Here is a 21639-nt window from a genome sequence, read left to right as displayed (position 1 = left end):
ACCGTAGAACGCTCGTTCCCATGACCTTCCTCAACCCCCTCATGCTCGCAGGCCTCGGCGGCGCGTTGTTGCCGTTGGTGCTACACCTGCTAAGCCGCGCGCGGTACCGCAGCGTGGACTGGGGCGCGATGATGTTCCTGCACGGGGCCGACCCGCGCGATCGGCAGTCAAGCCAGCTGAAGCAGTACGCGCTGCTGGCGATGCGGATGCTGATCGTCGCGCTGCTGGCGCTGGCGATGGCCCGCCCGATCACCAGTGAATCGTGGGCGGCCCTTGCGCCCGGCGGGCCTGCGACGGTCGTGCTGATGCTCGACTGCTCGCCAAGCATGGCGATCGTCGAGGGTAACCAATCGCGCATGGAAGCCGCTCGCGAGGCAGCCCTGAAGCTGCTGGCGACGTTACGGCAGGGGGACCGTGTGGCGCTGCTGCTCGCCGGTCAGGCACAGGACGATGCCGAACTCTCGCCCACCACCGATCTGCGCACGACCGCCGCCCGCATCGCAGCCGCCCGACCGGCGGGGCGGGCCGTCGATTTCGCGCAGGAACTGAACCGCGCCGATCGGTTATTACAACGCGCCGCGCCGCAGCAAGATGGCCGAATCTTCATCGTCTGCGATCGGCAGGCGACCAACTGGCGTAACGTCACGCTCGACTTTGCCCGCGCGTGGCGACGAGACGCGGCTATTGATGCATCGGCCGGCGCGCGACTGTCGATCTTTCCCGTTGGGGGCGAACTGGCCGAGAACGTCGCGGTGGAATCGGTGCAGTTCGTCCAGACGCCAGCGATCGTCGACGAACGGGCCACCGTCGAGGTGCGCGTGCGCAACTACGGCCCGACGGCGCAGCCATCGGTGCCGGTCACGCTGCACCGCGGCGCGCGCGAGATCGCGCAGCAGACGCTCGCCGTCGCCGCGCGCGAGACCGCGACGGCCCGCTTCACGACCAGCTTTGCCACGCCCGGCTCGCACCTGATCGAGGCGCGCATCGCCGCGCCCGGCCTGCAAACCGACGACGCGCTGCGTGCCGTCGTCAGCGTGACGCCACCGGTACGCGTGCTATTACTAAGCGGTGACGAGCGCGGCGACGCGGCGGCGTCGGAGTCCACGTTCTTCCGCATTGCCGTCGCGCCTTACACCGCCGCCGGCAAGAAGGGCGTCGACCCCGCCGCCGTCACGGTGGTGCCGGCCGAGCAGTTTGAGCCCGCCATGTTGGACGCACAGCAGGTCCTGGTGCTGGCCAACGTGGGACAGTTGAGCCCGGCCAGCGTAAAGGCGATCGAGCAGTTCGTGTACGAAGGTGGCGGCCTCCTGATCGCGCCCGGCACGCTGGTGGACGCGCAGCAGTACAACGCGCAGCTCTGGCGCGACGGCGCCGGCATTCTGCCCGCCGAACTGCAACCACCCACGTCCGCCGGTGGGGCAGAGGCGACAGCGATCCTCGGCGTCGACTTCTTGCACCCGGCGCTTTCCTTCCTGCGCGGCCGGCCTGACCCTATTCCGAACGTGGTCATTGGGCGATACTTCCCGGTCACGCCGCGCCAGCCCGATGCCACGGTGGCGGTGACCTATGCTTCGGGCCGCCCGTTCCTGGTCGAGTCGGCCTGGGGTCGTGGGCGTGTGGCCTTGATGACGACGGGCTTGGATGCGGACTGGTCGGCGTTGCCGCTGTCCAGCTTTTACCTGCCGTTCGTGCAGTCGATGGTGCGCCACCTTGCATCGGGCGACCGCGAGCGCAACGTGGCGCCGGGCGAGCCAATCGTCCTCACGATCGATGAGCCCATTGATGGTGACGTACGCGTACAACTCCCCAGCGGCCGCACCGTATCGCCAGCCGTCTACCGCAACGGCGCGCGCACCGAGGTGCGGTACGACGACACTTCTGTCGATGGCTTGTATCGGGTGCGCTATCGCACGAGAACGGGCCAGCGGACGACGCCGTTCGTCATGCGACCGTCGCGAGATGAGTCGGACATCACGCCCTTGTCGATCGCGCGGTGGGATGAGATATCCGGAGCGATGGGCGCGCAGCGCATTGACCTAAGTCAGCAGCCCGTGCCATGGTCGCTCTCGCGCGACCGCCGGGGGCGCGAGCTGTGGGGCTCGTTACTGGCGCTGTGTGGCGTGCTGCTGATGAGCGAGATGCTGCTTGCACGCCGCTGGTCGGCAGGAGGGCGCGGCTGATGGCACGCTTCAGTTGGGACAACCTGAGCGCGCTGCCGGCCACACTGGTGCTTCTGATCGTAGCGATCGCGTTCGTTGTTTGGGCGTACCGACCGCAGGCGCGCATGTCGCACTGGGCGGCCCGCGCTGCGCTGCCGCTGCTACGCATCACGGCGATCGTGTTGCTCATGCTATCGGTGCTGAAGCCGAACCTCGCGGCGCCGAACCCGCAGGTGGACCGAGGCGCGGTGCTGATGGTGATCGACGCGTCGCAAAGCATGAGCATCGTCGACGAACGCACACCGGCCGACCGCGTGGCCATCGCCCGCGCCGTCGGCCGCCTGCCCGCCGAGCGGGCCGACCCCGTTCACGTGCGGGTCCGGGAACAAATTGATGCACTGACGGCCGCGCTGGATGCGCTGCAGCGCACGCGGGCGGAGGCCCGGCTGGCCGACCCCTCGGGCAGCGATGCGGAATCGCTCGACCGCCTGACAGCCGACGCGCGCGCTGCCGTGGACGAGGCCCGGCGACAACTCGTCGCTACGGACGTGCCGGCCTTGGATGAAGACGTGTTGCGCGCCATCCGGGCGATGGGCGACGGCGACGCGTCCGACGCTACGCTGCGCGCCCGCGCTGATCGCGTTGCCGACGCGATGGCCAACGCTGCGGCTCGGAGTGATGGGCAACGGTACCGCACCTATCCCACCGTTCGCGCAGCCGCAGATCTGGTCGGGCAGCGCTCGCGCTATCAGTTGGCGGCCGAAGGCGCGGCCCGCGTGGCCGCGGCGCTACCGGTCGACGTGCCGCTGTTCGTCTACGCCGCCACCGACGATGGGGCTGCGCCCGTCACGCTGGCGTCCATCACGTCCGTCGAGCCCGCAGCCGCGCGCAGCGACAGCCGTGATGCGGTGTCGGCCGCCATCGCGCGCTTCGGGCCCGGCCGGGTGCGGGGCGTGGTGCTTTGGACCGATGGTCGACAGGTGGCGACCGATGCGGAGCCCAACGCGGCCACGGCTGCGCCGGTCTTCCCGGTTAACGTCGCGCCGGCCGTGCCACCGCGGGATGCGTCGGTAGAGATCGTCTCTGCGCCGCTGCGACCATTCGTTGGCGAGACGGTGACGGTGCAGGCACGCGTGCGCACCAGCGGCCGGTTCGCTGGGCCAATAGACGTGCGACTGAAGGCTGGGAACGTCGAACAGACGAAGCAGGTCTCGCCAGCGGCCGACGGTGACGCGACCGTTGATTTCACCTTCAAGGCCGAGCCCGCGGGTGTGCTGGATGTTGTCGTCGCGTTGCCGCCTCAACCCGGCGAGCGCACGGACACCAACAACACCGCATCACACCGCATGCGCGCGCTCGCGGGGAAACTGCGGATCGCTGCTTACGCCGGTTCGCCGACGTGGGATTTTCAGTACCTACGCAACGCGCTTCAGCGGGCCGCGTGGGCGCAGCTGAAGGAGGCGATCGTCGTCGCGCGCGAGGTGAAGCTGCCGTTGTCGCCAGCGGAGATACTGGCGCAGGACGCGATCATCCTGTGCGATATCGGTGTGGAGTCGCTAAACGGCGCCCAGTGGGATGCACTGAATCAGATGGTTTCGACGCGCGGCGGCAGCGTTATCATCTTGGCCAACGATGAGCGCGTGCTGGACGGCTACGCGCAGCAGCCGCAGGCGGCCAGCCTGCTGCCGTTGCGCGCGGGCGTGCGGTACGCATGGCGCGTTTGGGCGGGCGAACGGCCGACGCTGCGCGTCGCGCCGGCGCCGCTGGCGCGCGATATCGTGTCGCTGCGCCTGGCGGATGATGCCGACGAATCGGCCCGCCGATGGCAAGAGCTGCCCAAGCTCTTCCGCGTGCTGCCGCTCTCGGGGCTCAAGCCGACCGCCGAGCCGTTGTTGATCGAGCCGGACTCGCAATCGCCGGTCATGACGCAGATGCGCCTCGGCAGCGGCCGGGTGCTGTTTGTCGGTCTGAACGAAACGTGGCGTTGGCGGCGACAAATCGGCGAGCGCGACCAGGACCGATTTTTACTGCAACTCATCCGCCATGCCGCGGGTGAACCCTATGCCGCGCGCGGTGGTGGCGCAGCGATCGACGTGGACGCCGTAACGTTGTCGCCTGGGGGAAGCGCGACTGTGCGGGCACGCGTGCAGCCGCAGGATGATGCCGACGCGCCCACGGAGTCGATGGTCCTGAAAGTATCGCGCGATGGAGAAGCACTGCCCGACGTTGTCATGGCCGCGACCGACGCTGGCGATGACCGTTTTGAAGCGCGGCTCACCAACTTGGCCAGCGGGCGATACGATCTATCGATCGACCGGCCCGATTCGCCACACGTGCCGCTGTTTGTTGAGGTGGACGCCAATCGCGAGATGCTGAACGTTGCGTCCGACCCGGAGTTCTTGAAGCAGTTGGCCGACTCGACCGGCGGTGCATATGCAACCGTGGAGTCATTCGAAGATCTACCGCAGCGTCTGCTGGCGGCGGGCGACGCGCGGTACGGTCTGGCTCGGTGGTCGCTGTGGGACAGCCCGCAGTTGTTCCTGTTCGTGCTGGCTTGCCTTGGCACCGAGTGGGCGCTCCGCAAACGGCTTGGATTGGCGTGACCCGCCGTTGGCGTCATCAACACGAAGTAAGCGAAGGTCGTAACGTAGGATGATGAAGCGCGCGTCAGACAACCTCCTGCCCGCATCGATTGCAGGCTACCTGACGGCCCTTGCGGCACGGCAGCGCAAGCTGTCGCTGCTGCGCGCAACGGGTCGCGCGCTGGCGATCCTCGTGCTGTTCGGGCTGACGTCGTGCCTGGTCGATCGCCTGCTGCGCCTGCCCGGCGGCATTAGGTTGGCGCTGTTGCTCGTCAACATCGCGTTCGCCGCCACCGTCTTCCTGCCCGTCCTGTGGCGATGGGCACGCGGCCGAACAGACTACGAGGCGACCAGCGAACTGGCTGAGCGGTGCGACCCACGCTGGCAGCAGCGGCTGTCGACCGTTACGTCGCGGCTGCTCGGGCCGCAGGCGTATCACGGATCAGTGGCGATGCTGCAGCAGGTCGTCGAGTCGACAACCGCGCAGGCGAAGGACGCCGACCCACGCCCACTGCTGCCGTTGCGCCTTATCGCGCGGCCGTGGGTGCTGCTGGGTATCGCGTGCATCACCGTGCTGGCCTGCCTGCCGATCCGCTGGCTCAACCTGCCTCAACTGGCTGCGCGTGCTGCGTTGCCGTTGGCGGACATCGCACCGGTCACCACCACGCGGCTCAACGTGATGCCGGGGGCGGCGCAGGTGCAGCAGGGGCAGTCGCTGTCGGTGCTGGTGACGGCCGATCGCTTGGGCAGCGACGTGCCGCGCCTGCATGTGGTGTCGGCCGGAGGGCAGGTGGGGTCGCAGCACGCGATGGTGCAGACCGAGCGTGGCTTCGTGCATCGGTTCGACACGCTCAGCAGCGACGTGCGGTACTTCGTCACCGGTGGCGACGCGGTCACGCCCACATACGACGTGCAGGTGCTGCGCCGGCCGCTGATCACCGACTTCCGCATTCGGTACGTTTACCCCGAGTACACGAAGCGCCCACCGTTGATCGTAAGCAATCGTACCGGCCTGATCGAAGCGCCCGCGGGCACGCAGGCCACGGTAACCATCGCCGCGACCGAACCCCTTTTGGCGGCGGCCCTGCAGGTGGGGGATAAGCAACTCCAACTAGCGCGCACGTTAGAGACAAACGTGCGGCAGGTGACGTTACCGGTGCTGAAGGACGCCAGCTACAGCGTTGCGCTCACGAGCGAGCGGGGCGCAACGAACGAGTTAGGGAAGTACGCGATCCGCGCCCTGCCCGATCGCCCACCACTGGTGCGCGTGTTTGACTCCGGTGAGGGTCCACGGCCCGGCCCGCGCGACCTCATGCCGCTGTCGTACCAGGCGTTCGATGATTACGGCGTCAGCGAACTTGCGGCGCTGGTGAAGGTGAATGGCGTGGCGTCACTCCGCATCGGGCTGAAGGTGATCGGCGACCCACGACAGCAGGAACAGACGTACCCACTGGATCTGGCGGCGTTGAACGTGAACGTGGGCGACGTGATCGCGGTGACCGTTCAGGCACGCGACGGCCGGTCGCAAACCGCCGAGAGCAGCCCGGTCACGGCGCTGGTGTCGCCACGGTCGATGGACATGAACGCGCACCAGCGGGTGGTGGAACTGAGCGCCGCCCGCACGGTGGCCGAGGGATTGTTGAAGGCGTGGGCGACGACCGCCGAGGCGTTCGAGGCGCTGGCCAAACAGCCGGCGCGTGGTGGCGCGTACTTGTCGGCAGTCGCGGAGGCGAACCGGGCGGTGGCGCGCGTGGGTGAGTCGGCGGCGGTGCTGCGGCAGTCGCTGTTGCGGGCGACGCTGCGCAGCCGGTCACACGAGATGTCCGTCGCGCTCGCCGCTGCGCTGGACGTGGCCCAGCAACAGCTGTTGGCCAGTGAACGCCTGATCGGCATTCGCAGCGACCGCGAGGGCGCCCGTTCACAGATCGACGAATCCGTCAAGCGGGCACGGGAACTGCGGGACATGCTGGCCACGCTGGCGATCGGCGAGCGGGCGATCGCGGCACTGGCCGAGCGGGAGAACGTCGCCGCCGCCACCACGCGGGCCGCCGTTCCGGATTATCCCGAAGTGCTTAAGGCTGGCATCAAGCGGTTGTCGGAGGACTTTGCGCAATCGCTGAAGCAGTTGGAGATCAACCCCGGCGCCGGCGATGTCGCCGAGCAGTTGCAGCGTCGCGTGGAGGCGGCCGATCGGGTGATGCAGTCGGAGCAACTGCCCGACTTTGCGAAGGCCGCCGATGCCTGGGCGGTCGAGATCGCCAAGCCGCACAAGCGTACGGGGTTCGACGACCGATTGACGATGGCCGCGCAGGCGGAATCGATCCGGCCGGATGCGGACCTCGTGCGCGCCCGCGACGTGCACGTGGCGGCCGAGGCGGCGTCGCGCATCGAGACGAATCGCGTCGCGCCCACCACGCGGCCGACCGATCCACTGCCGCGCGAATTGTATCCCGCGTCGATGCTCGCGCTGCAGCGGTATCACGAGACCAACCGCCCGATGAAGGACCGGCCATCGTCCGACGAGGTGGCCGACCGACAGCGCGTGGCGAACGAGGGCCGGCGGCGCATGTTTGCCTGGGCTGGGCTGGAACAGGTGGACGTGAGCGTTCAACCTGAACAGGAATCGATCGAAGCGTCGCCCGAGACGCTCGCCATCGAAGCGAACGCCGCCGCTGCCACACGCGATTACGCGACGGCGGCGCACATTGACCGCGCGCTGGCCCGTTCGACAACGCAGTCCGCCGCCCCAGAGGCCAACGGCGGCGATGAAATGCCGCTGCCCCGGGCAGCGCGAACGATGGCCGCGGCGGAGCGGATCGACCATCTGGCGGCGCAACAGCAGGCGCTGGCCGAGGAAACAAGGCTCGCGCCGCCTAATGGCGCCGGCGAACTGGCGACGAAGCAGGAAACGCTGACCGACGCGATCGGCGAGGTTCACGCCGACACTCGACTGGACCTGCGCAACGCCGACGATCCAGACTGGCGCGAGGAGGCCATCGCCGCCATCCAGGCCGCGCAGGAGCAGTTGGCTGCGATGCCACAGGCCCTGTCACAGGTGGCGCGAGCGGATGGCATACGCCGCGACGCCGCAGTTCGCCTTGATCGGGCAAAGCAGTCTGCCGATGCCACGCCGGCCGATCAGTTGCCTGCGGCGCAGCGCGTGATTGCGCAGGCCGATCGCGATCTAGCTGAGGCCGTCACGCGTACGAACGCCGCCGCTGTGCCGGTGCGGCCGCAGGTGGCCGAAGGCATGTCGGCCGACCTGTCGAATTACCGTCCGCCGACCCGGCGAGGCGTCGAGGCGATTGATCGCGCGCTGCTGCCTGCGCTGCGCGCGTACGCGCAGTCGGTCGGCGTGGACGATGCGAATGAGCTGGAGCGTGCGGCTGGCAAGACGCGCCAGGCGATCGAGCAGGTGCAGGCGGAACTGCTCGCGGCACAGGATGAGCTGATCGAGCGCGACCCGTTGGTGGCCGCCCGCTGGTTTTCGCGCGCGGCCGTGCGGTCGCTGAAGATGCGACCACCCGACCTGTTGGCGGCCGAGCGGCAACAGCGCGTGGCGTCGGCGGCGCTCACGCGCGCATGGGACCGATCGATCCACCAGGCGGCGGGCGAACGGATGGCGACGGTGCCGTCGATGATGTCGGTCTTCAACCTTTTCCCGGTCAACGCCGATGGCGGCGCTGGTGACGGCGAGGCCGCCGAGCGGATCATGTCGCTCGTGCCGAACTTGCGGCAGTGGGGTCGCATGCGCGTCGGCACGAAGCCCGAGACGTCGGCGGTGCGGCGCGATTCCGACCCCGTTGGGTTCGAAGAACCGGTGCGGTTGTACTTCGAAACGCTCGGCAAGGCGGGCGATGGGGGGACGAAATGAATCGTCGACTGTTTCACTTGACGGCGCGTTCACGCGGCTGGTTCCCGGTGTTCATCGTGGCGATCGTCATTGGTTGTCTGCTCGCTGCGCCGGTCACGGTGCGCGCCCAGCAGGCCGATCCGTTGCCTGCACGATTGGATGAAGGCGTCTCGCGCGGGCTGGCGTTCTTGGCCGCTCAGCAGAAGCCTGACGGCTCGCTGGACAGTGGTGGGCCGCGCGTCGCGATGACGGCGCTGGGGCTCATGTCATTTTTGGCGGCGGGGCACACTCCCGACGTGGGGCTGCACGGGGAGACGGTTCGGTCGGCAATCGATTACCTGCTGTCGGTCGCGCCGGCGGACGGGTACTTCGGCAAGGTTGATGGCAGCCGGATGTACGGTCACGGCATCACCACGCTGGCCTTGGCCGAGGCGGCCGGCATCGAACCCGACCCCGAGCGCCGCCAGAAGATGCTGGCGGCCATCGCGCGGGCGGTGAAGGTGATCCTGGACGCGCAGGACGTGAAGAAGTCGGCCAACGACACCGGTGGCTGGCGCTACGAGCCGCAGTCGGTCGATAGCGATCTGTCGCTGTCTGGCTGGAACGCGTTGGCGCTGCGGGCATCGCAGAACGCGGGCATCGAAGTGCCGAAGGAACGCGTGGCGCGCGCGGTTCAGTACGTGCTGCGGTGTTATCGAAAGGACAAGAAGGGTTTCGCGTATCAGGCTGGCCACGAGCCGAGCACCGCGATGACCGGCGTGGGTCTGTTGAACCTGCGCCTGCTGGATTCGGCCGACTACCCCGAGGCCGCGGCGGCCGCAGAGTTCCTAGCCAACAACCTCGCCACCGAGACCACCCGCTACCCGTACTACGCCACCTACTACGCCGCGCAGGCCGCGTTTCAAGCGGGCGGGGCAACGTGGCAGGCGGTCTGGCCACCCACGATGGATCGCCTGCTGGCCCAGCAAATGCCCGACGGCGGTTGGCCCGCCAGCCGCACGGGTGAGGAACCCGGCCGCGTCTACAGCACCAGCATGTCGGTGCTCACGCTCACCGTGCCGTACCGCTTGCTACCGATCTACCAACGCTGATTCCTTGCCGATCTCCACCTCATACCAGATCGTGCCCGACTCGCGGCCGAACTGGAACCCCTTGGATGTCGGCGTGCTGATCTTCGTCGTCTCCAAGCGTCGCTGGCCGCGCTCGTCGAGCACCCATGCCCACGTTTCCTTGTCGACGTTCTCGAACGTGATCGTGCCGCCGATGCCCTCCACCAGCGATGGCGACTCGCCCCAGTCGCGGCCCACCGTGTTGCGCTCGGCGTTCTTCCAGCCCATGCGGGTGTTCTCGGCCGATCCGGTGACGGTGATCAGGAACCGGCCCGGCGACTGAAAGTCAGGCCCGTCGATCGCCGTCATCGACACCGCCGCCCAGTTCTGCAGGTTCGGACTGAGCGTCAGCTTCACCGTGCCCAGCGCGATCGGTTGGTCGGCCGGAATCTCCCCGATGAACGCCTTGCTGCGCGGCGTGTTGATCGTGACGTATTTGCGCTGCGCGTCCCATGTCAACTCACCACCGCGGCTGACGATCGGCTGCCCGGCGGTGGGGGGATCAATCTTCACCGGCGCATTGGCCGCCGCCGTTGTCGCCTCGGCTGCCGCGGTCGCCGGTGTCGTTGCCGCCGGTTGCGTCGTCGGGGTGGCGTCGCCGGTGTCGATGGCCACAGGCGCCACCAGTGCCGTCAGCGGGTCGATGCCCAACGCGCCCGCGTGCCACCAGGGGCCAGAGTTCATGCTCTGCGTGATCGCCTCCTCGCGCGACACGTTCACCACCGCTCGCGCGTCCGGCACCGTCACGTCGCCGCGCAGGAACATCGCCGCCGCTGCGGGCAGGGTGACGAGCTTGGTGGGGTGTTGGTCGATGTCGAAGAAGTTGGGGATCTTGCCCGCCGCCCAGTCGTCGGTGCGGTGCGAATAGGCGAAGGCGAAGATGCCGTCCCAGTCCTGCATGGCCGCGTAGGCCGACAGCAGCAGGAACGTCTCCGACGAATGCGTGTTCGGCGACGCGGCGTTGTACTCGGTGCAGATGTAGGGCCTGCCCGCCACGCGGCGCAGCGCCATGCCGGGGATCTGCCCTCCGTCCTCGGCGCCCGCCATCGACAGGTTGTTCACCACCCAATCCGCCTGGTCCCACGGCTTGTTGGGGAAGTGCGGGTGCTGCCAGTAGCCGTGCACGTCCACCACGTCCAGCTTAGCTTGAATGGATGACGGGCTGAAGCCGGTCGCGCTGCCGACCACCAGCGACTTTACGCCAAGATCATTCTTCAGGAACGCGCTCATCTCGGTCCAGTACGTTTCCTCGGTCTCGTACAGAAACGTGATCCAGTCGCGCTGCGCCGACTCGGTCAGCGCGCCGTAGTGGGCCCTGGTGACGATCGGGATGTCGCCGCGCTTCGCATCGTCCTTCAGCCCGCCGCGCCCACCGGGGCGCAGCGAAAGGTTGGCGATCGACACCTCGCCTTTGGCCGCTGCCAGCCCGCCGATCATCAGGCGGGCGTTGGGCTCATCGGCGCTGGCGCGCAGCACGAGCGTTACGTCCTTCCACTGGTCGGTCAGCGGCACGCTGCTGCTCGCCAGCACGTTCCATGGGCTGCCGGACTGCGCCATCGCGACGTTCGTGTTCTTCAAGTCGCCGCTCGCCTTCATGCGCATCGATAGCGTGTACGCCTTCCCCTTGCTCAGGCTTAGGCCCGGCTGCACCAGCTGCACGTGCCACGACTCGCTGCTGGGCTTGTCCACGGTAATGCGAATCGCGCGCCCGCCGTTGCCGTTGCCCGCGTTCTCGTCGATCGTCGCATTCGCGTCAGCCTCACCGTGGCGCTCCAGCGTCCAGCCGTCCATGCCTTGGGCGAAGTCGCTGTTGCGCAGCATCGGCTCGCCGAGTGGCTCGGCGCCTTCCTGCCACTGCTTGCGCACGTCGTCGAGGCTGGCGTACCTGCCGTTCAGCCAGGCGTTCCATCGGTTGTGCAGCTCGCGCTCGATCGGCTCGGGCATCGCGTCGAGCGCGCCTCCCCACCATTGCTGCAGCAGCCCGTTCTCGTTGTTGATCTCCACGATCGCCACCGCCGGCTCGTCCGCGTAACTGGTCTCCGTGTACGGGTTCACGTGCGACAGCAGCTGCCGCGCGAAGTCGCGCTGCGCCTCGATCATCGGCGGATAGAACAGGTCCACGCCTTTATGGAAGTCCGGCGCGTTCTCCCACCCGGGCATGTCCGGGTAGACGCGGCTCACGTGCAGATTGATGTTGCTGTAGATGCCGTGCTGCTTCAGCGCCGCGACGAAGAAGTCCAGCTTGTCCAGCTGCTGCGCGTCCAGCCCCTTCATGTCGGCCGTCATAATGCCCGCTGGCGCCGCGAACATGTCCATATGGTGGAAGCGCACGCAGTTGATGCCGAACCGCGCCATGCGGGCGGCCACCTTGTCGGCGTCGTCCTTCTGCGGGAAGTTCGCCCCGAAGGCCATGTTCACGCCGAAGAAGCGGAACCGCTGTTCGCCCGCGTACAGGTGCGGCCCGCGCGCGGCGATGAACCCGTGCTTGCCCGCCGGCGCGTCGAGCCAACTGCTGACGTTGGTCACGTTCTCGCTGACGTCGTCCCACGGCAACACGAACGGAAACATCGGCGACATCACCATCGGGTCCTGCCCGCGCGCGATGCCCGCAACCGAACCCACCACCGACACCACCGCCGTCGCCATCGAAACGATGCTGCGCTTGTTCATGATGCCGACAGTATGCGCCGAAGCCCCGTGCTTTGGGAACAACAACGCGGCCTAAGGAAAAGAGTAATTAAACGACGACGCCGCGCCCCCAGCGGCGGGGTGGCGCGGCGTCGTGTGATTCACGAACTTGTCGCCTTACCGCTGCGTCAACCCTTCCAGCGCCACCGTGTACGTCTTCGTCGCCTCGACGTACTGCACGCGATACGTCGTCGGGTACAGCCCGGCCTTTGCGTACTGCTTCGGCTGGTCGATCGGCTTGTTCACGTTCGGCCGCGTCTCCAGGAACTCCTTCGACACCATCGGCTCGTAGAAGGTCACCTTGCCGTCGTACGAGCCGTAGATGAACGTCTCGCCGAACGTGCCGCCGGCCAGTTCGGGGGCCGCCTTCGACAGCCAGTGCGCGCCCATCTGCGGCACGGGCATGGGCGGGCAGATGTACCCCTCGGGCATCTGCTCGGCCGGCACGGGCGCCAGGCACTTGGCCACGTCGTCGCCGGTCGCGGTGATGGCCGTGCGCTCGGCGCTCGACACCATGTAGAAGTGGAAGTCGAAGTGCGGCTTGCCGTAGATCGGCACCGGCTCGTGCCCGCGCGGCTGCCAGTTCACCACCACGTGCTGAAATGGCGTGAGCTTCGTCGCCTCGGCCGGCAACTCCAGCGCATACTCCGGCCCGGTGCAGCACATGCCGATCTTCTCGTCCAGCGCCGGGTTGCCCGCCGGCAGGTCGTTCAGCGCTGTCTCGGTAAAGTCGACGCCGACCGCCGTCGGCGTGCCGGCCCCGTCCAGCTTCACCCACGTCCAAACCTTCCCCGCGCCCAAGTCCTTCTCCGGCCCGCGCACGATGCGCCCGTCTTGCGACGGCTGCTGCGCCTTCACCGGCACCTGCGCCCACGCCGCGCCGGTCGGCCCCATCACGCCCGCGCCCACCGCCGCCACCCACGCGATCGCCGTCCAAGCGGCGACCGTCCGTACCTGTGCCATCGAAACCCTTCGTTGAGATAAATGAATGACGCCCGAAGCGGGCCCAGCCTTTGCGCCCGCATTACATGATCCGCGCCGCCCGTCGTCAAGCGGCGCGAAGCCGAACGCCGCGTGCGCCGACTGAACCCAACCCATCGCCGAGCGCTACCGAGTGGCCCAGTAGTAGTAGGCCCTCCCGTTCGTCCGGTCGTAAGCGGCGATCCGCGACGCGTCCTCGTGCCGCCACGCATACACGACGCCGTCGGTGATCTCGCGGCTACCGTTGGGCCACCCGTCTGCGTCGAGACACCGCACGTGGGACGGGCCGGGACCGAGCTTCGGCGGCGGCAGCGACCGGACCCACGCTGGTGGAAACATTTCACCATCTCGCCTAGCCGAAGCGAGGGCGGTGGGATCAATCCCACCCTACGAACTGGCGCACCAGATCGTGACGCGCGGCCGCGTCGGTGCCCGGCATGTTCACGCTGCGCGCTGGACGGACAGGTCCTTCAGCCAGATGGTGTTGGGCATCTGGCCGAGCGCGAAGGTGATGCACGCATCGGGTTCGGTGCGGTCGGCGATCAGCGTCCACGTGTGGGTTTGCCAGTCAGTGCCGATCGTCAGGCCGGGGAAGAAGCCGACCGGGAGGAACGGCTTGGCCGCCTGGCGGATGTTGCCGGCGATGCGGTACTGCGTCGCGGCGCGGGCGGTGAAGCTCACGCGGTAGCTCGCGCCCGCCGTGAAGGCGAGGCCGCGGCAGCGGAGCGTCGCGTGGTAGCCGTGGCGGCTGCGCGGGCCGACGGTGACGCGCAGCGTGCCGCGCTTGTCGCGGGTGACGGCGATCTCGCCGCGCGCCTCGGTGGCGGTCTGCCAGGCGGCCGAGCCGTCCGACAGCGATTCGAACGGCGGGAGGATCGACGTTCCCCACGCCTCCGGCACGCGAGGCTTGGCGGCCCGGGCCACGCCGGCGCCCGTCGCGCGGGGGATCGGTCGACCCGCCAGGACGCAGGCGAGCATCTCGTCGATCACTGGGGCGAGCGTCGTCGCGAAGCGCGAGCACTCGCGGGCCACGATGTCCGGCAGATCGTCGAGCGAGTCGAACGGCAGCCGCGCCGAGCAGAGGCTCATGCCCGCGGTGCGCGGCGTGTGGTAACCCCAGCCGCGGATCGCCGCGCCGCAGCGGGCAAGGACAGGTCGGCTGACGGCGGCCGCCTTCTTACCCGTGCCGGGGAACGTGCGGCCGGCATGCATGATGTGGCACTGGAACGGCACCGCGCCGGCGGCGAGGTCCTCGGGCGTGGTCCACGTCTCGAAGTGAATGCCGTGGCCGTCGTCGTTGAACCAGTTTCGCTTCGACAGCTGAAACCCGGTCGGCCCCATCTGCGAGATGAGCCAACCCCCACCAGCAAACCACGACGCGGCGCGCACGCCCTCGGCAGCGCGGGCCCAAACGGCGGCTTCGGCCTCGCGGCCGGGCGGGATCAGCATGTCGTCGCTCCTCAGTGGGATGGGGCCGCGCGATCATAAGGTCCCGACGCACGATGGCCAACACCGCGCCGCCCGCACCTGCACACCGGTGGCGGGTGGCGAAGTTTCTACTGATGTCGTCGTCCGGGCCTGCTCCAACTCGGCGTGCGTACAACGCTCCACGTCCGAACCCCGAGATGGCGAGGTGCGACTCAGGAAGGGCGGGCCGTACTGCAGGCCGGAGAGATCGGCGCGTGCGGCGCAGTGCGCGGCGGTCACGGTCGCCGGTCGCGCGGCGGCGGAGGGCGGTGACGGGGTGGGAGTGATGGGGGCGGGGGTCGAGGCTGCGGCGGCGGGGGCGGCGGATGCGCCGGTGGGCATGGACGCGGCGTCGACCGCGGAGCTGGCGTTGCGCGGTGTTAGGGCGCCGACCGAAGCGCGTGGGTCGCGGTCGGTGAGACCCGAGCCCACGGCGTGGGGCGCGGGGGTGCGGCAGCGCTGCGGCGCAGGAGTGCAGCGCTGCGGGAAGACGCTGCAGCGCTGCAGGACGGCGCGGCAGCGCTGCGTAGGGACGCTGCAGCGCTGCAGCGTGCCACTGCAGTGGTGCGGCGCGACATTGCAGCGGTGCAGCGTGCCATTGCAGTGGTGCAGCGCGTCATTGCAGTGGTGCAGCGCGCCATTGCAGCGCTGCAGCATGACGTTGCAGCGGTGCAGAGGGGCGTTGCAGCGCTGCAGAGGTATGGGGGTGAAAGAATTTGTGACGTGCGAGGCGGGTTGCAGGACGCGGGTGGCGGTTTATATCGGGCGTGCGGAGATTTGCGGGCTGGGGGGTTAAGTGGGCATTGGGATGGTCGATGAGAAAGGGGTGGCGTCGCGCGTGCGGCGCTGCGATGAGACGACGGCGAACGCGATCGCGACGGCCGGTGTGGCGGCGCGGGTGAGAGGCGGGCTCGGGATGCGCAAGAGTTACTTTCCATCGAAGGATGCCGACTTCGCGAGTTGGATCGGGGTGTTCGCTGCGGGCATCGCGGAGGACCCATCGCGCTACGGGTTGCAACAATCGCAGTCGGACCTGGTGAGCGAGGTGGCGGCGGCCTACCTGGCGGCGTACGCGGTCACGGCGAAACCCAGCATGCAGTCGCGAGCGGCCACGATCGACAAGAACCAGGCACGCGAGCGCGTGAAATTGGTCGTAAGGCCGATCGTTTCGATCATCAGGGGACAGACAGAATTGTCGGCGGCGCAGCAGATTTTGATCGGGTTGACGGTGAGCGGCGGGCGGCGGACGACGGTGGCGCCGCCGGACGAGCGGCCGCGCGTGCGCGTGGTGTCGGTGTCGGGCCGAACGGTGCGGCTGTCGCTGCGCGGGCAGATCTTCGGCGTGCGCCGCCGACCGCGCGATGCGCGCGGCGCGACGGTCTTCAGCTACGTGGGCCCGCACGCGGCGATGGACATAAGCGCGTGGCGCTTCTGCGGCAACACGCAGCGCGCGACGATCGACGTGGCCTTTCCAGCCGAGTTGCCGCCCGGCTCCGTCGTCCACCTGATGGCCTGCTGGTACGGCACGCGCAGCCAGCCCGGCCCGATGAGCTGGCCCGTGCAGGCCTACCTCGGCGGCGGTATTGCGATGCCCGTTGGCGAGTCGGTCCGCGTCCTGCGGGCGGCGGCGTAGGACATGGGCGACCAGCGGCGCGAGCACGTGATTCCCCCAATCTCCATCCTCGTGCCGCCGGCGGCTTGCCCGCCCGTGTCTGGCGCGTTCAACTAGAGCAGGACGTACCTCGCCGTAGCGGTCGGGTGCCACGGTTTGGTACGCCAAGCCGGGTCGGCTGCGTCGACGTCACAGCACGGCTTGGCGTACCAAACCGTGGCACCCAGAGGACAAGCCGCTAAAGGAACAGGTTTGTTGGCCTATGCCCAAACCGAGCGCGGCTCGTGCGACATTCACCCGGCAGCGCAACGCAGGAGGGCGATGATGGCGGTAGATCTGTTGTTGGTATTGGTGTTGATGCCGTTAGCCGCGATTGTGGTGGCGGTGCTTTTCAACCGGCGATCGAAGAAGAAGGCGCGCGGGTTCGACGTGCTGACGAAACCGCGCGACGAGCAGCCGCCGTTGCAGTAGCGGCGTTCGCGGGCGACGTTCGATCCGCGGTGGGCCTTCCTCTCCGTGGCCTCTGTGTCCTCTGTGGTTCAATCTTCTTCTTCGCGGGCCGTCGCGACCGCAATTCGCGCCGTCGCGTCCGGGCCGTCCCGAATCGCAGCGACCTGAATGTCTGCCCCGCTCGAAGACAGGGGGACGGGGGGAGACACAGACAGGAATGTCTGTGCCACAGAAAGCGGGGAGAGGGGGGTAGAGACAGGCAGGAATGCCTGTCCTACAGAAGAGACAGCCAAGAACGGGCCGATGCACTTCACGAAGCAACCGTCATCCTGAGGTACTCCGAAGGATCTCCTGGCACCCGCGGAATCGAACAGATCCTTCGGAGCACCACAGGCGATGCTAAAGAACAGTGCCGCGGCCGCTCCGACCGTGGCATGGGCGTCTCGCCCATGCGTGTCGTGGGGCCGGAAGACTCAATTTAGAGCCTGCGGCTTGGTCAGCGCAGTCACCCACAAAAGGCATTTGTTGTTCCATTCCACACGCATGGGCGAGACGCCCATGCCACGTGAAAGGCGGACCCGAGCGTGTTCTTTGACACCCTCTCAGGATGACGTGTCAAGGAAACTGAGAAGCTCTTGGTGCTCTTGGCGGCCTTGGCGGTTCAAACCGTTCGACAGGCAGCGTCACGACAACGCATCAGGGGCAGACGCGGTCGTCTGCCCCGGGTGCGTCGTCGTGACGAAACCAACCGATCAAGCATCCTTCGGCGGCTTGATCGTCGTGGCGACGGTGGTCGTGCCGTTGCCGTCGACGGTCGCGGTGCCGTCGGTGGAGTGGCCGTTGCCGTTGCCGTTCATGTCGACGTTGATGCCGAACTTGTCGCCGAGCTGCTTCAAGAGCGACGCGGCCTGCGGGGGCAGGGTGCTGAGCAAACCGTCGACGCTGTTGCTGACGCTGGCGGCCTGCATGAAGCGGCCGCTCATGCGGGCCATGGTGTCGGGGTCGCCGAAGATCTGCATGTTCGCCTTGGCCAGCATGTTGCCCATCGCCTCGGCGGCGGCCACGCGCACGACCTGCTCGGCCTGAATGCGCAGCTTCTCGAGCTCGAACTTCAACGCGGCCCCCTCGAACTCCTGCTTGTTCGACAGGCTGCGGCGCTCGACCTCGACGCGGGCCTGCTCGACGTCCACCTCTTCGCGCGACACGTCGACGTCGACCATCTTGATGGCCTTCTCACCCTCGGCCCGGCGGATGGCGCTCTCGGCGTCGCCCTGCGCCAGACGCAGCTTGGCCTCGTACTGCAAATCGGCGGCCTGGCGCTCGGCCTCGGCCTCCTTCACGGTGGTGTAGGCGAGCACGTCGGCGGTGGTCTGCTCGCGCAGCTGGTTCTCGTTGATCACCTGCTTGGCGCTGATCAGCCGCTTGGCGGCCTCGCGCTCGGCCTCGGCCGTCACCTTCACCGTCACCACTTCCTGGTTGGCCTTCTCGCGATGGGCCTCGGCCTCCAGCGCTTGCGCCTGGGCGGCGGCACGCTCGCGCTCCTTCTGGGCGATGGCGACCTCCTTGGCCCGCTCGGCGACGGCGACGGCCTGGGCCTTGAGGATGTCGGCGGTCTCCTGCTCGCGCACCGTCGCGATCAGCGCGACCTGCTTGGCGACCTGCGCCTGCTCGACGGCGAGTTGCCGCTCGACCTCGCTCGTCTCGATCGTGCGCATCTTCTCGATGTCGCGCTTGGCGACGGCTTCGTCCTGTTGGAGTTTGTATTCCTGAATCTCGCGCTCGCGGCCGGCGCGCACGTTGGCGACCTTCGTCCGCTGGTCGGCCTCGAACTCGGCCTGGTCGCGTTCAAGGTCGAGCACCTTCTTGCGCGTGGCGACGTTGCGCTCGACCACCTGGCGCTGGCTTTCCTGTTCGATCTCGTTGCGCTCGACGCGGGCCTTCTGAGTGATCTCGGCGATCTTGCGCAGGCCCTGGGCGTCGAAGACGTTGCGTTCCTGCAACTGCGAGGGGTCGGTCTGGTCGAGGGCGCTGATGGTGACGCTTTCGAGCGTCAGGCCGTTGCTGGCGAGGTCGTGGGTGACGATGTGCTGCACGGCGGACGCGAACTCGTCGCGCTTGCTGTGCAGTTCGACGAGGTCCTTCGTGGCGGCCACGGTGCGCAGGGCGCTGACGAGCTTTTCCTGCACAAGCGTGCTGACGGCCTCGGCCTGGATGTTGCGGTCGCCGAGGCTGCGGGCGGCCTGCAGGATGTCGTCGCGGTTGGCCTGCACCTTGATGTAGAACTCGGCAGAGAGGTCTACGCGCAGGTTGTCTTTCGTGATCAGCGCGTGCGTGCCGCGGCGCTCGACGTTCAGGCGCATCGTCTCGAGCGAGACGGGGATGATCTCGTGCAGCACCGGGATGACGATCGCGCCGCCATCCTGAATCACGCGTGCCCCGCCTTGCCCGGTGCGGACGAACGCCATGTTCGCCGACGCGCGGCGGTAGAGCTTGGAGTAGAGGACGATGACGGCCGACACGAGCGCCACCGCGCCCCCGAACATCGAGATGGCTGCCTGCTGGCCGAAGTTCAGTTGCTGGCCAGCCACCCACGGGGCGATGGCCATTGCGGCGCCGATGAGAAACAGGATGAACATCATCATGGTTAAGGTTCCCTCTTTTAGGTTGTCATTCTAGTTCGAACAGTTCGTCATCCTGAGGTACTCCGAAGGATCTCCCCCCGTACTCTCCGTCGGATCGAAGAGATCCTTCGGCGTACCTCAGGATGACGCGTCTCAGCGAACCGCGTCCACTGACGCGGTGAAGTATTGTTAAGCAGCCGACACCGTGTCGGCCGGCGTTTCGACCGGCACGACGTGGAACAGGTTCGTGTCGCGGTTGTAACCGACGAGCTTCACGCGCGAGCCCTTGGCGATGGGCTGGCCGTCGTCCACGCGGCAACCGAGTTGGAAGAACTCGCCCCGGCTGTCGCGCACGCCGACCATGCCGAACGATTCGTCGATCGCGTAAATGGCTTCCCCTTCGCTGCCCAGCAACTCGTGCCGCCGGCGGGCGTAGCTTTCGTGAATGGGCGCGATGCGCGTCACGAGCAACGTAAGCGCCCGCATGACGATCAGCGCGCCAAGGGCGGCTGCGCCGAAGTCAATCGCGGCGGTGGTGGGCCCGTTGAACCCTTCCTTGTTCGCGAACGCCGACGCGCCAAGGCCCAACGCGCCCCAGCCGAGCATCGCGCCGCTCAGCCACAGGCTGATCGGCACGCGGCCAACCCCGAACCAGCTGAGCAGGCTGAAGGTGACGGGCGCGTCGGTCGGCTGCGACGCGTGGTACTGGATGACGTCGTGCCCGCCGGCGTGGGCGGGGTCGGGGTGATGGTGGTCCGCGTCGTGGTCGGCGTCACCGTCGGTATCGGGATCGCCGAACGTCACGCCGCTGGCGATGTACAGGCCGAGGTAGACCAAGGCCAACAGCAACGGCAGGGCGAACGCCAGGTTCCATCCATCAATTAGATTGTTGAAGTTCATCGTGACCTCCCCGTCGCTTCATATCTTAACCGACGGCGACGTCGCGGCCTAATGAAACCGCGTGATAACCCGCGCCTTTGTTTCTAACGCACTGTAGGGGCAGGCCTCCGTGCCTGCCCTCTTCAGTGCGCGGGGAGAAGCGAAGAGGGCAGGCACGGAGGCCTGCCCCTACGGGTGGCACGTTGCGCCGCCACCGTCTAGCATTTATGCCATGCATTGGCCTTCGAAACCGCCCGCCGAGTTTCCCGCGGAAGAGCGCGGCCTGTACCTGCGGCTGACGTTCGCGCTGCAGGTGCTGCTGGCGATCGGGATGGCGCTGTTCCTGTACCGGCGGGACTGGGAGAACCTGTTCCTCACCGGCATCGTCGTGCTGCTGACGCTGGTGCCGGCGTTCCTGTTTCGGCGGTACCGCATCGTCATCCCGCCCGAGTTCCAATTGATCGCGGCGGCGTTCGTGTTCCTGTCGCTGTTCCTCGGTTCGGCGTTCGATCTGTATTACCGCTTCTGGTGGTGGGACCTCGTGCTGCACACGGCCAGCGGGTTCCTGCTGGGCATCATCGGGTTCATCGTGCTGTTCGTGCTGAACCAGACCGACGAGGTGCCTCGCGGAATGCGGCCGTCGTTCGTCTGCTTCTTCGGCGTCACGTTCGCGGTCACGCTGGGCGTGGTGTGGGAGATTTTCGAGTTCGGCGTCGATTGGTTCTTCCCGGCGTTGGACATGCAAAGCCAACACAGCGGCAGCGGGGTGACGGACACGATGAAGGACCTTATCGTCGACACGCTGGGGGCGGTGGTGGTGGCGGTGATGGGCTACGTCTACCTGAAGACCGGGCGGTACAGCTTCATCGCCGATGGCGTGCGGGGGTTTCTGGTGCGGAACCCGGGGTTGTTCAAGAAGAAAAAGCGGGGTGGATGAGGGCCTACAGAAGGAGGACTCGCTAGCGAGCAGGTGCGCCGGAACACCTTTCCTCAGGCCCGTCAGGCGGCGGCAGGCTCGTACCGCAACGGGAGCAGTTGCTCGCCGGGCAGCGTCGCAACGGCGTAGGTGCGGCCAGCGTGGTCGACGAACTCCACCTCATACACGCCCGGCGCGTGAACGTGAACCACAGCTCCAACCTGACCGCGCGCTAAGCTCAAGTCGGGCAGGTCGACCGTCACGGCGACCACGTCCAGTTCGTTCAGTTGGGTTGCGCTCATGCGGACCTCGCTTGTCGGTC

At 67.6% G+C, this 21639-nt stretch carries 14 protein-coding genes; 7 read left to right on the top strand and 7 right to left on the bottom strand.

Features of this window, described 5'->3' with window-relative positions:
• Positions 1-20: 20 nt before the first annotated feature.
• The 4 genes from VGN72_18880 to VGN72_18865 are packed head-to-tail and all read left to right on the top strand — an operon-like array spanning position 21 to position 9685.
• The gene (locus VGN72_18880) at positions 21-2180 is read left to right on the top strand and encodes a BatA domain-containing protein (protein ID HEV7301435.1); all 2160 of its coding nucleotides are present in this window, start codon (positions 21-23) and stop codon (positions 2178-2180) included.
• On the top strand, positions 2180-4762 hold the full coding sequence (locus VGN72_18875) for a hypothetical protein (protein ID HEV7301434.1): 2583 nt from the start codon (positions 2180-2182) through the stop codon (positions 4760-4762). Before VGN72_18880 ends, VGN72_18875 begins: the two co-directional genes overlap by 1 nt.
• Before the next feature lie 52 nt (positions 4763-4814).
• Entirely contained in the window at positions 4815-8615 is a 3801-nt protein-coding gene (locus tag VGN72_18870; protein HEV7301433.1) for a hypothetical protein, read from the top strand.
• Positions 8612-9685 carry a prenyltransferase/squalene oxidase repeat-containing protein gene (locus VGN72_18865; GenBank protein ID HEV7301432.1) on the top strand — a complete coding sequence of 358 codons (1074 nt, stop codon included), beginning with the start codon at positions 8612-8614 and terminating at the stop codon, positions 9683-9685. Before VGN72_18870 ends, VGN72_18865 begins: the two co-directional genes overlap by 4 nt.
• On the opposite strand, the gene VGN72_18860 is transcribed toward VGN72_18865, so the two are convergent.
• The 4 genes from VGN72_18860 to VGN72_18845 all read right to left on the bottom strand — a co-directional run bounded on the left by VGN72_18860 (position 9665) and on the right by VGN72_18845 (position 14821).
• On the bottom strand, positions 9665-12373 hold the full coding sequence (locus tag VGN72_18860) for a carbohydrate binding domain-containing protein (GenBank protein HEV7301431.1): 2709 nt from the start codon (positions 12371-12373) through the stop codon (positions 9665-9667). The genes VGN72_18865 and VGN72_18860 overlap by 21 nt on opposite strands.
• 135 nt (positions 12374-12508) lie before the next feature.
• The gene (locus VGN72_18855) at positions 12509-13354 is read right to left on the bottom strand and encodes a DUF5602 domain-containing protein (GenBank protein ID HEV7301430.1); all 846 of its coding nucleotides are present in this window, start codon (positions 13352-13354) and stop codon (positions 12509-12511) included.
• Between the two features lie 144 nt (positions 13355-13498).
• Positions 13499-13711: a hypothetical protein gene (locus VGN72_18850; GenBank protein ID HEV7301429.1), complete on the bottom strand. Its 213-nt coding sequence runs from the start codon at positions 13709-13711 to the stop codon at positions 13499-13501.
• Positions 13712-13813: 102 nt separating this feature from the next.
• The gene (locus VGN72_18845; GenBank protein ID HEV7301428.1) at positions 13814-14821 is read right to left on the bottom strand and encodes a hypothetical protein; all 1008 of its coding nucleotides are present in this window, start codon (positions 14819-14821) and stop codon (positions 13814-13816) included.
• Between the two features lie 826 nt (positions 14822-15647).
• On the opposite strand from VGN72_18845, the gene VGN72_18840 reads away from it, so the two are divergent.
• Both VGN72_18840 and VGN72_18835 read left to right on the top strand, forming a co-directional pair.
• A complete protein-coding gene (locus VGN72_18840; protein ID HEV7301427.1) occupies positions 15648-16472 on the top strand; it encodes a hypothetical protein in 825 nt (274 codons plus the stop codon).
• A gap of 234 nt (positions 16473-16706) precedes the next feature.
• Positions 16707-16922, top strand: coding sequence for a hypothetical protein (locus VGN72_18835; protein ID HEV7301426.1), 216 nt, complete (start codon positions 16707-16709; stop codon positions 16920-16922).
• Between the two features lie 731 nt (positions 16923-17653).
• On the opposite strand, the gene VGN72_18830 is transcribed toward VGN72_18835, so the two are convergent.
• A complete protein-coding gene (locus VGN72_18830; GenBank protein ID HEV7301425.1) occupies positions 17654-19543 on the bottom strand; it encodes an SPFH domain-containing protein in 1890 nt (629 codons plus the stop codon).
• 168 nt (positions 19544-19711) lie between these two features.
• Positions 19712-20422: a hypothetical protein gene (locus tag VGN72_18825; GenBank protein ID HEV7301424.1), complete on the bottom strand. Its 711-nt coding sequence runs from the start codon at positions 20420-20422 to the stop codon at positions 19712-19714.
• Positions 20423-20633: 211 nt separating this feature from the next.
• Between VGN72_18825 and VGN72_18820 the strand changes: the two genes are divergently transcribed.
• Positions 20634-21338 (top strand): hypothetical protein, encoded by a 705-nt coding sequence (locus VGN72_18820; protein HEV7301423.1) that lies wholly within the window; start codon positions 20634-20636, stop codon positions 21336-21338.
• Positions 21339-21400: 62 nt separating this feature from the next.
• Here VGN72_18820 and VGN72_18815 read toward each other — a convergent pair whose 3' ends face one another.
• Positions 21401-21619 (bottom strand): DUF4926 domain-containing protein, encoded by a 219-nt coding sequence (locus VGN72_18815; GenBank protein ID HEV7301422.1) that lies wholly within the window; start codon positions 21617-21619, stop codon positions 21401-21403.
• Positions 21620-21639: the final 20 nt, after the last annotated feature.

The organism is Tepidisphaeraceae bacterium, from assembly GCA_035998445.1.
Taxonomy (GTDB): domain Bacteria; phylum Planctomycetota; class Phycisphaerae; order Tepidisphaerales; family Tepidisphaeraceae; genus DASYHQ01.
This window is presented reverse-complemented; position numbering and strand designations above follow the sequence as displayed.

What these genes read in the sequence shown, in the direction of transcription:
- VGN72_18880 (HEV7301435.1), top strand. Translation starts at nt 21, where the DNA reads ATGACCTTCCTCAACCCCCTCATGCTCGCAGGCCTCGGCGGCGCGTTG.
- VGN72_18875 (HEV7301434.1), top strand. Translation starts at nt 2,180, where the DNA reads ATGGCACGCTTCAGTTGGGACAACCTGAGCGCGCTGCCGGCCACACTG.
- VGN72_18870 (HEV7301433.1), top strand. Translation starts at nt 4,815, where the DNA reads ATGAAGCGCGCGTCAGACAACCTCCTGCCCGCATCGATTGCAGGCTAC.
- VGN72_18865 (HEV7301432.1), top strand. Translation starts at nt 8,612, where the DNA reads ATGAATCGTCGACTGTTTCACTTGACGGCGCGTTCACGCGGCTGGTTC.
- VGN72_18860 (HEV7301431.1), bottom strand. Translation starts at nt 12,373, where the DNA reads ATGAACAAGCGCAGCATCGTTTCGATGGCGACGGCGGTGGTGTCGGTG.
- VGN72_18855 (HEV7301430.1), bottom strand. Translation starts at nt 13,354, where the DNA reads ATGGCACAGGTACGGACGGTCGCCGCTTGGACGGCGATCGCGTGGGTG.
- VGN72_18850 (HEV7301429.1), bottom strand. Translation starts at nt 13,711, where the DNA reads ATGTTTCCACCAGCGTGGGTCCGGTCGCTGCCGCCGCCGAAGCTCGGT.
- VGN72_18845 (HEV7301428.1), bottom strand. Translation starts at nt 14,821, where the DNA reads ATGCTGATCCCGCCCGGCCGCGAGGCCGAAGCCGCCGTTTGGGCCCGC.
- VGN72_18840 (HEV7301427.1), top strand. Translation starts at nt 15,648, where the DNA reads ATGGTCGATGAGAAAGGGGTGGCGTCGCGCGTGCGGCGCTGCGATGAG.
- VGN72_18830 (HEV7301425.1), bottom strand. Translation starts at nt 19,543, where the DNA reads ATGATGATGTTCATCCTGTTTCTCATCGGCGCCGCAATGGCCATCGCC.
- VGN72_18825 (HEV7301424.1), bottom strand. Translation starts at nt 20,422, where the DNA reads ATGAACTTCAACAATCTAATTGATGGATGGAACCTGGCGTTCGCCCTG.
- VGN72_18820 (HEV7301423.1), top strand. Translation starts at nt 20,634, where the DNA reads ATGCATTGGCCTTCGAAACCGCCCGCCGAGTTTCCCGCGGAAGAGCGC.
- VGN72_18815 (HEV7301422.1), bottom strand. Translation starts at nt 21,619, where the DNA reads ATGAGCGCAACCCAACTGAACGAACTGGACGTGGTCGCCGTGACGGTC.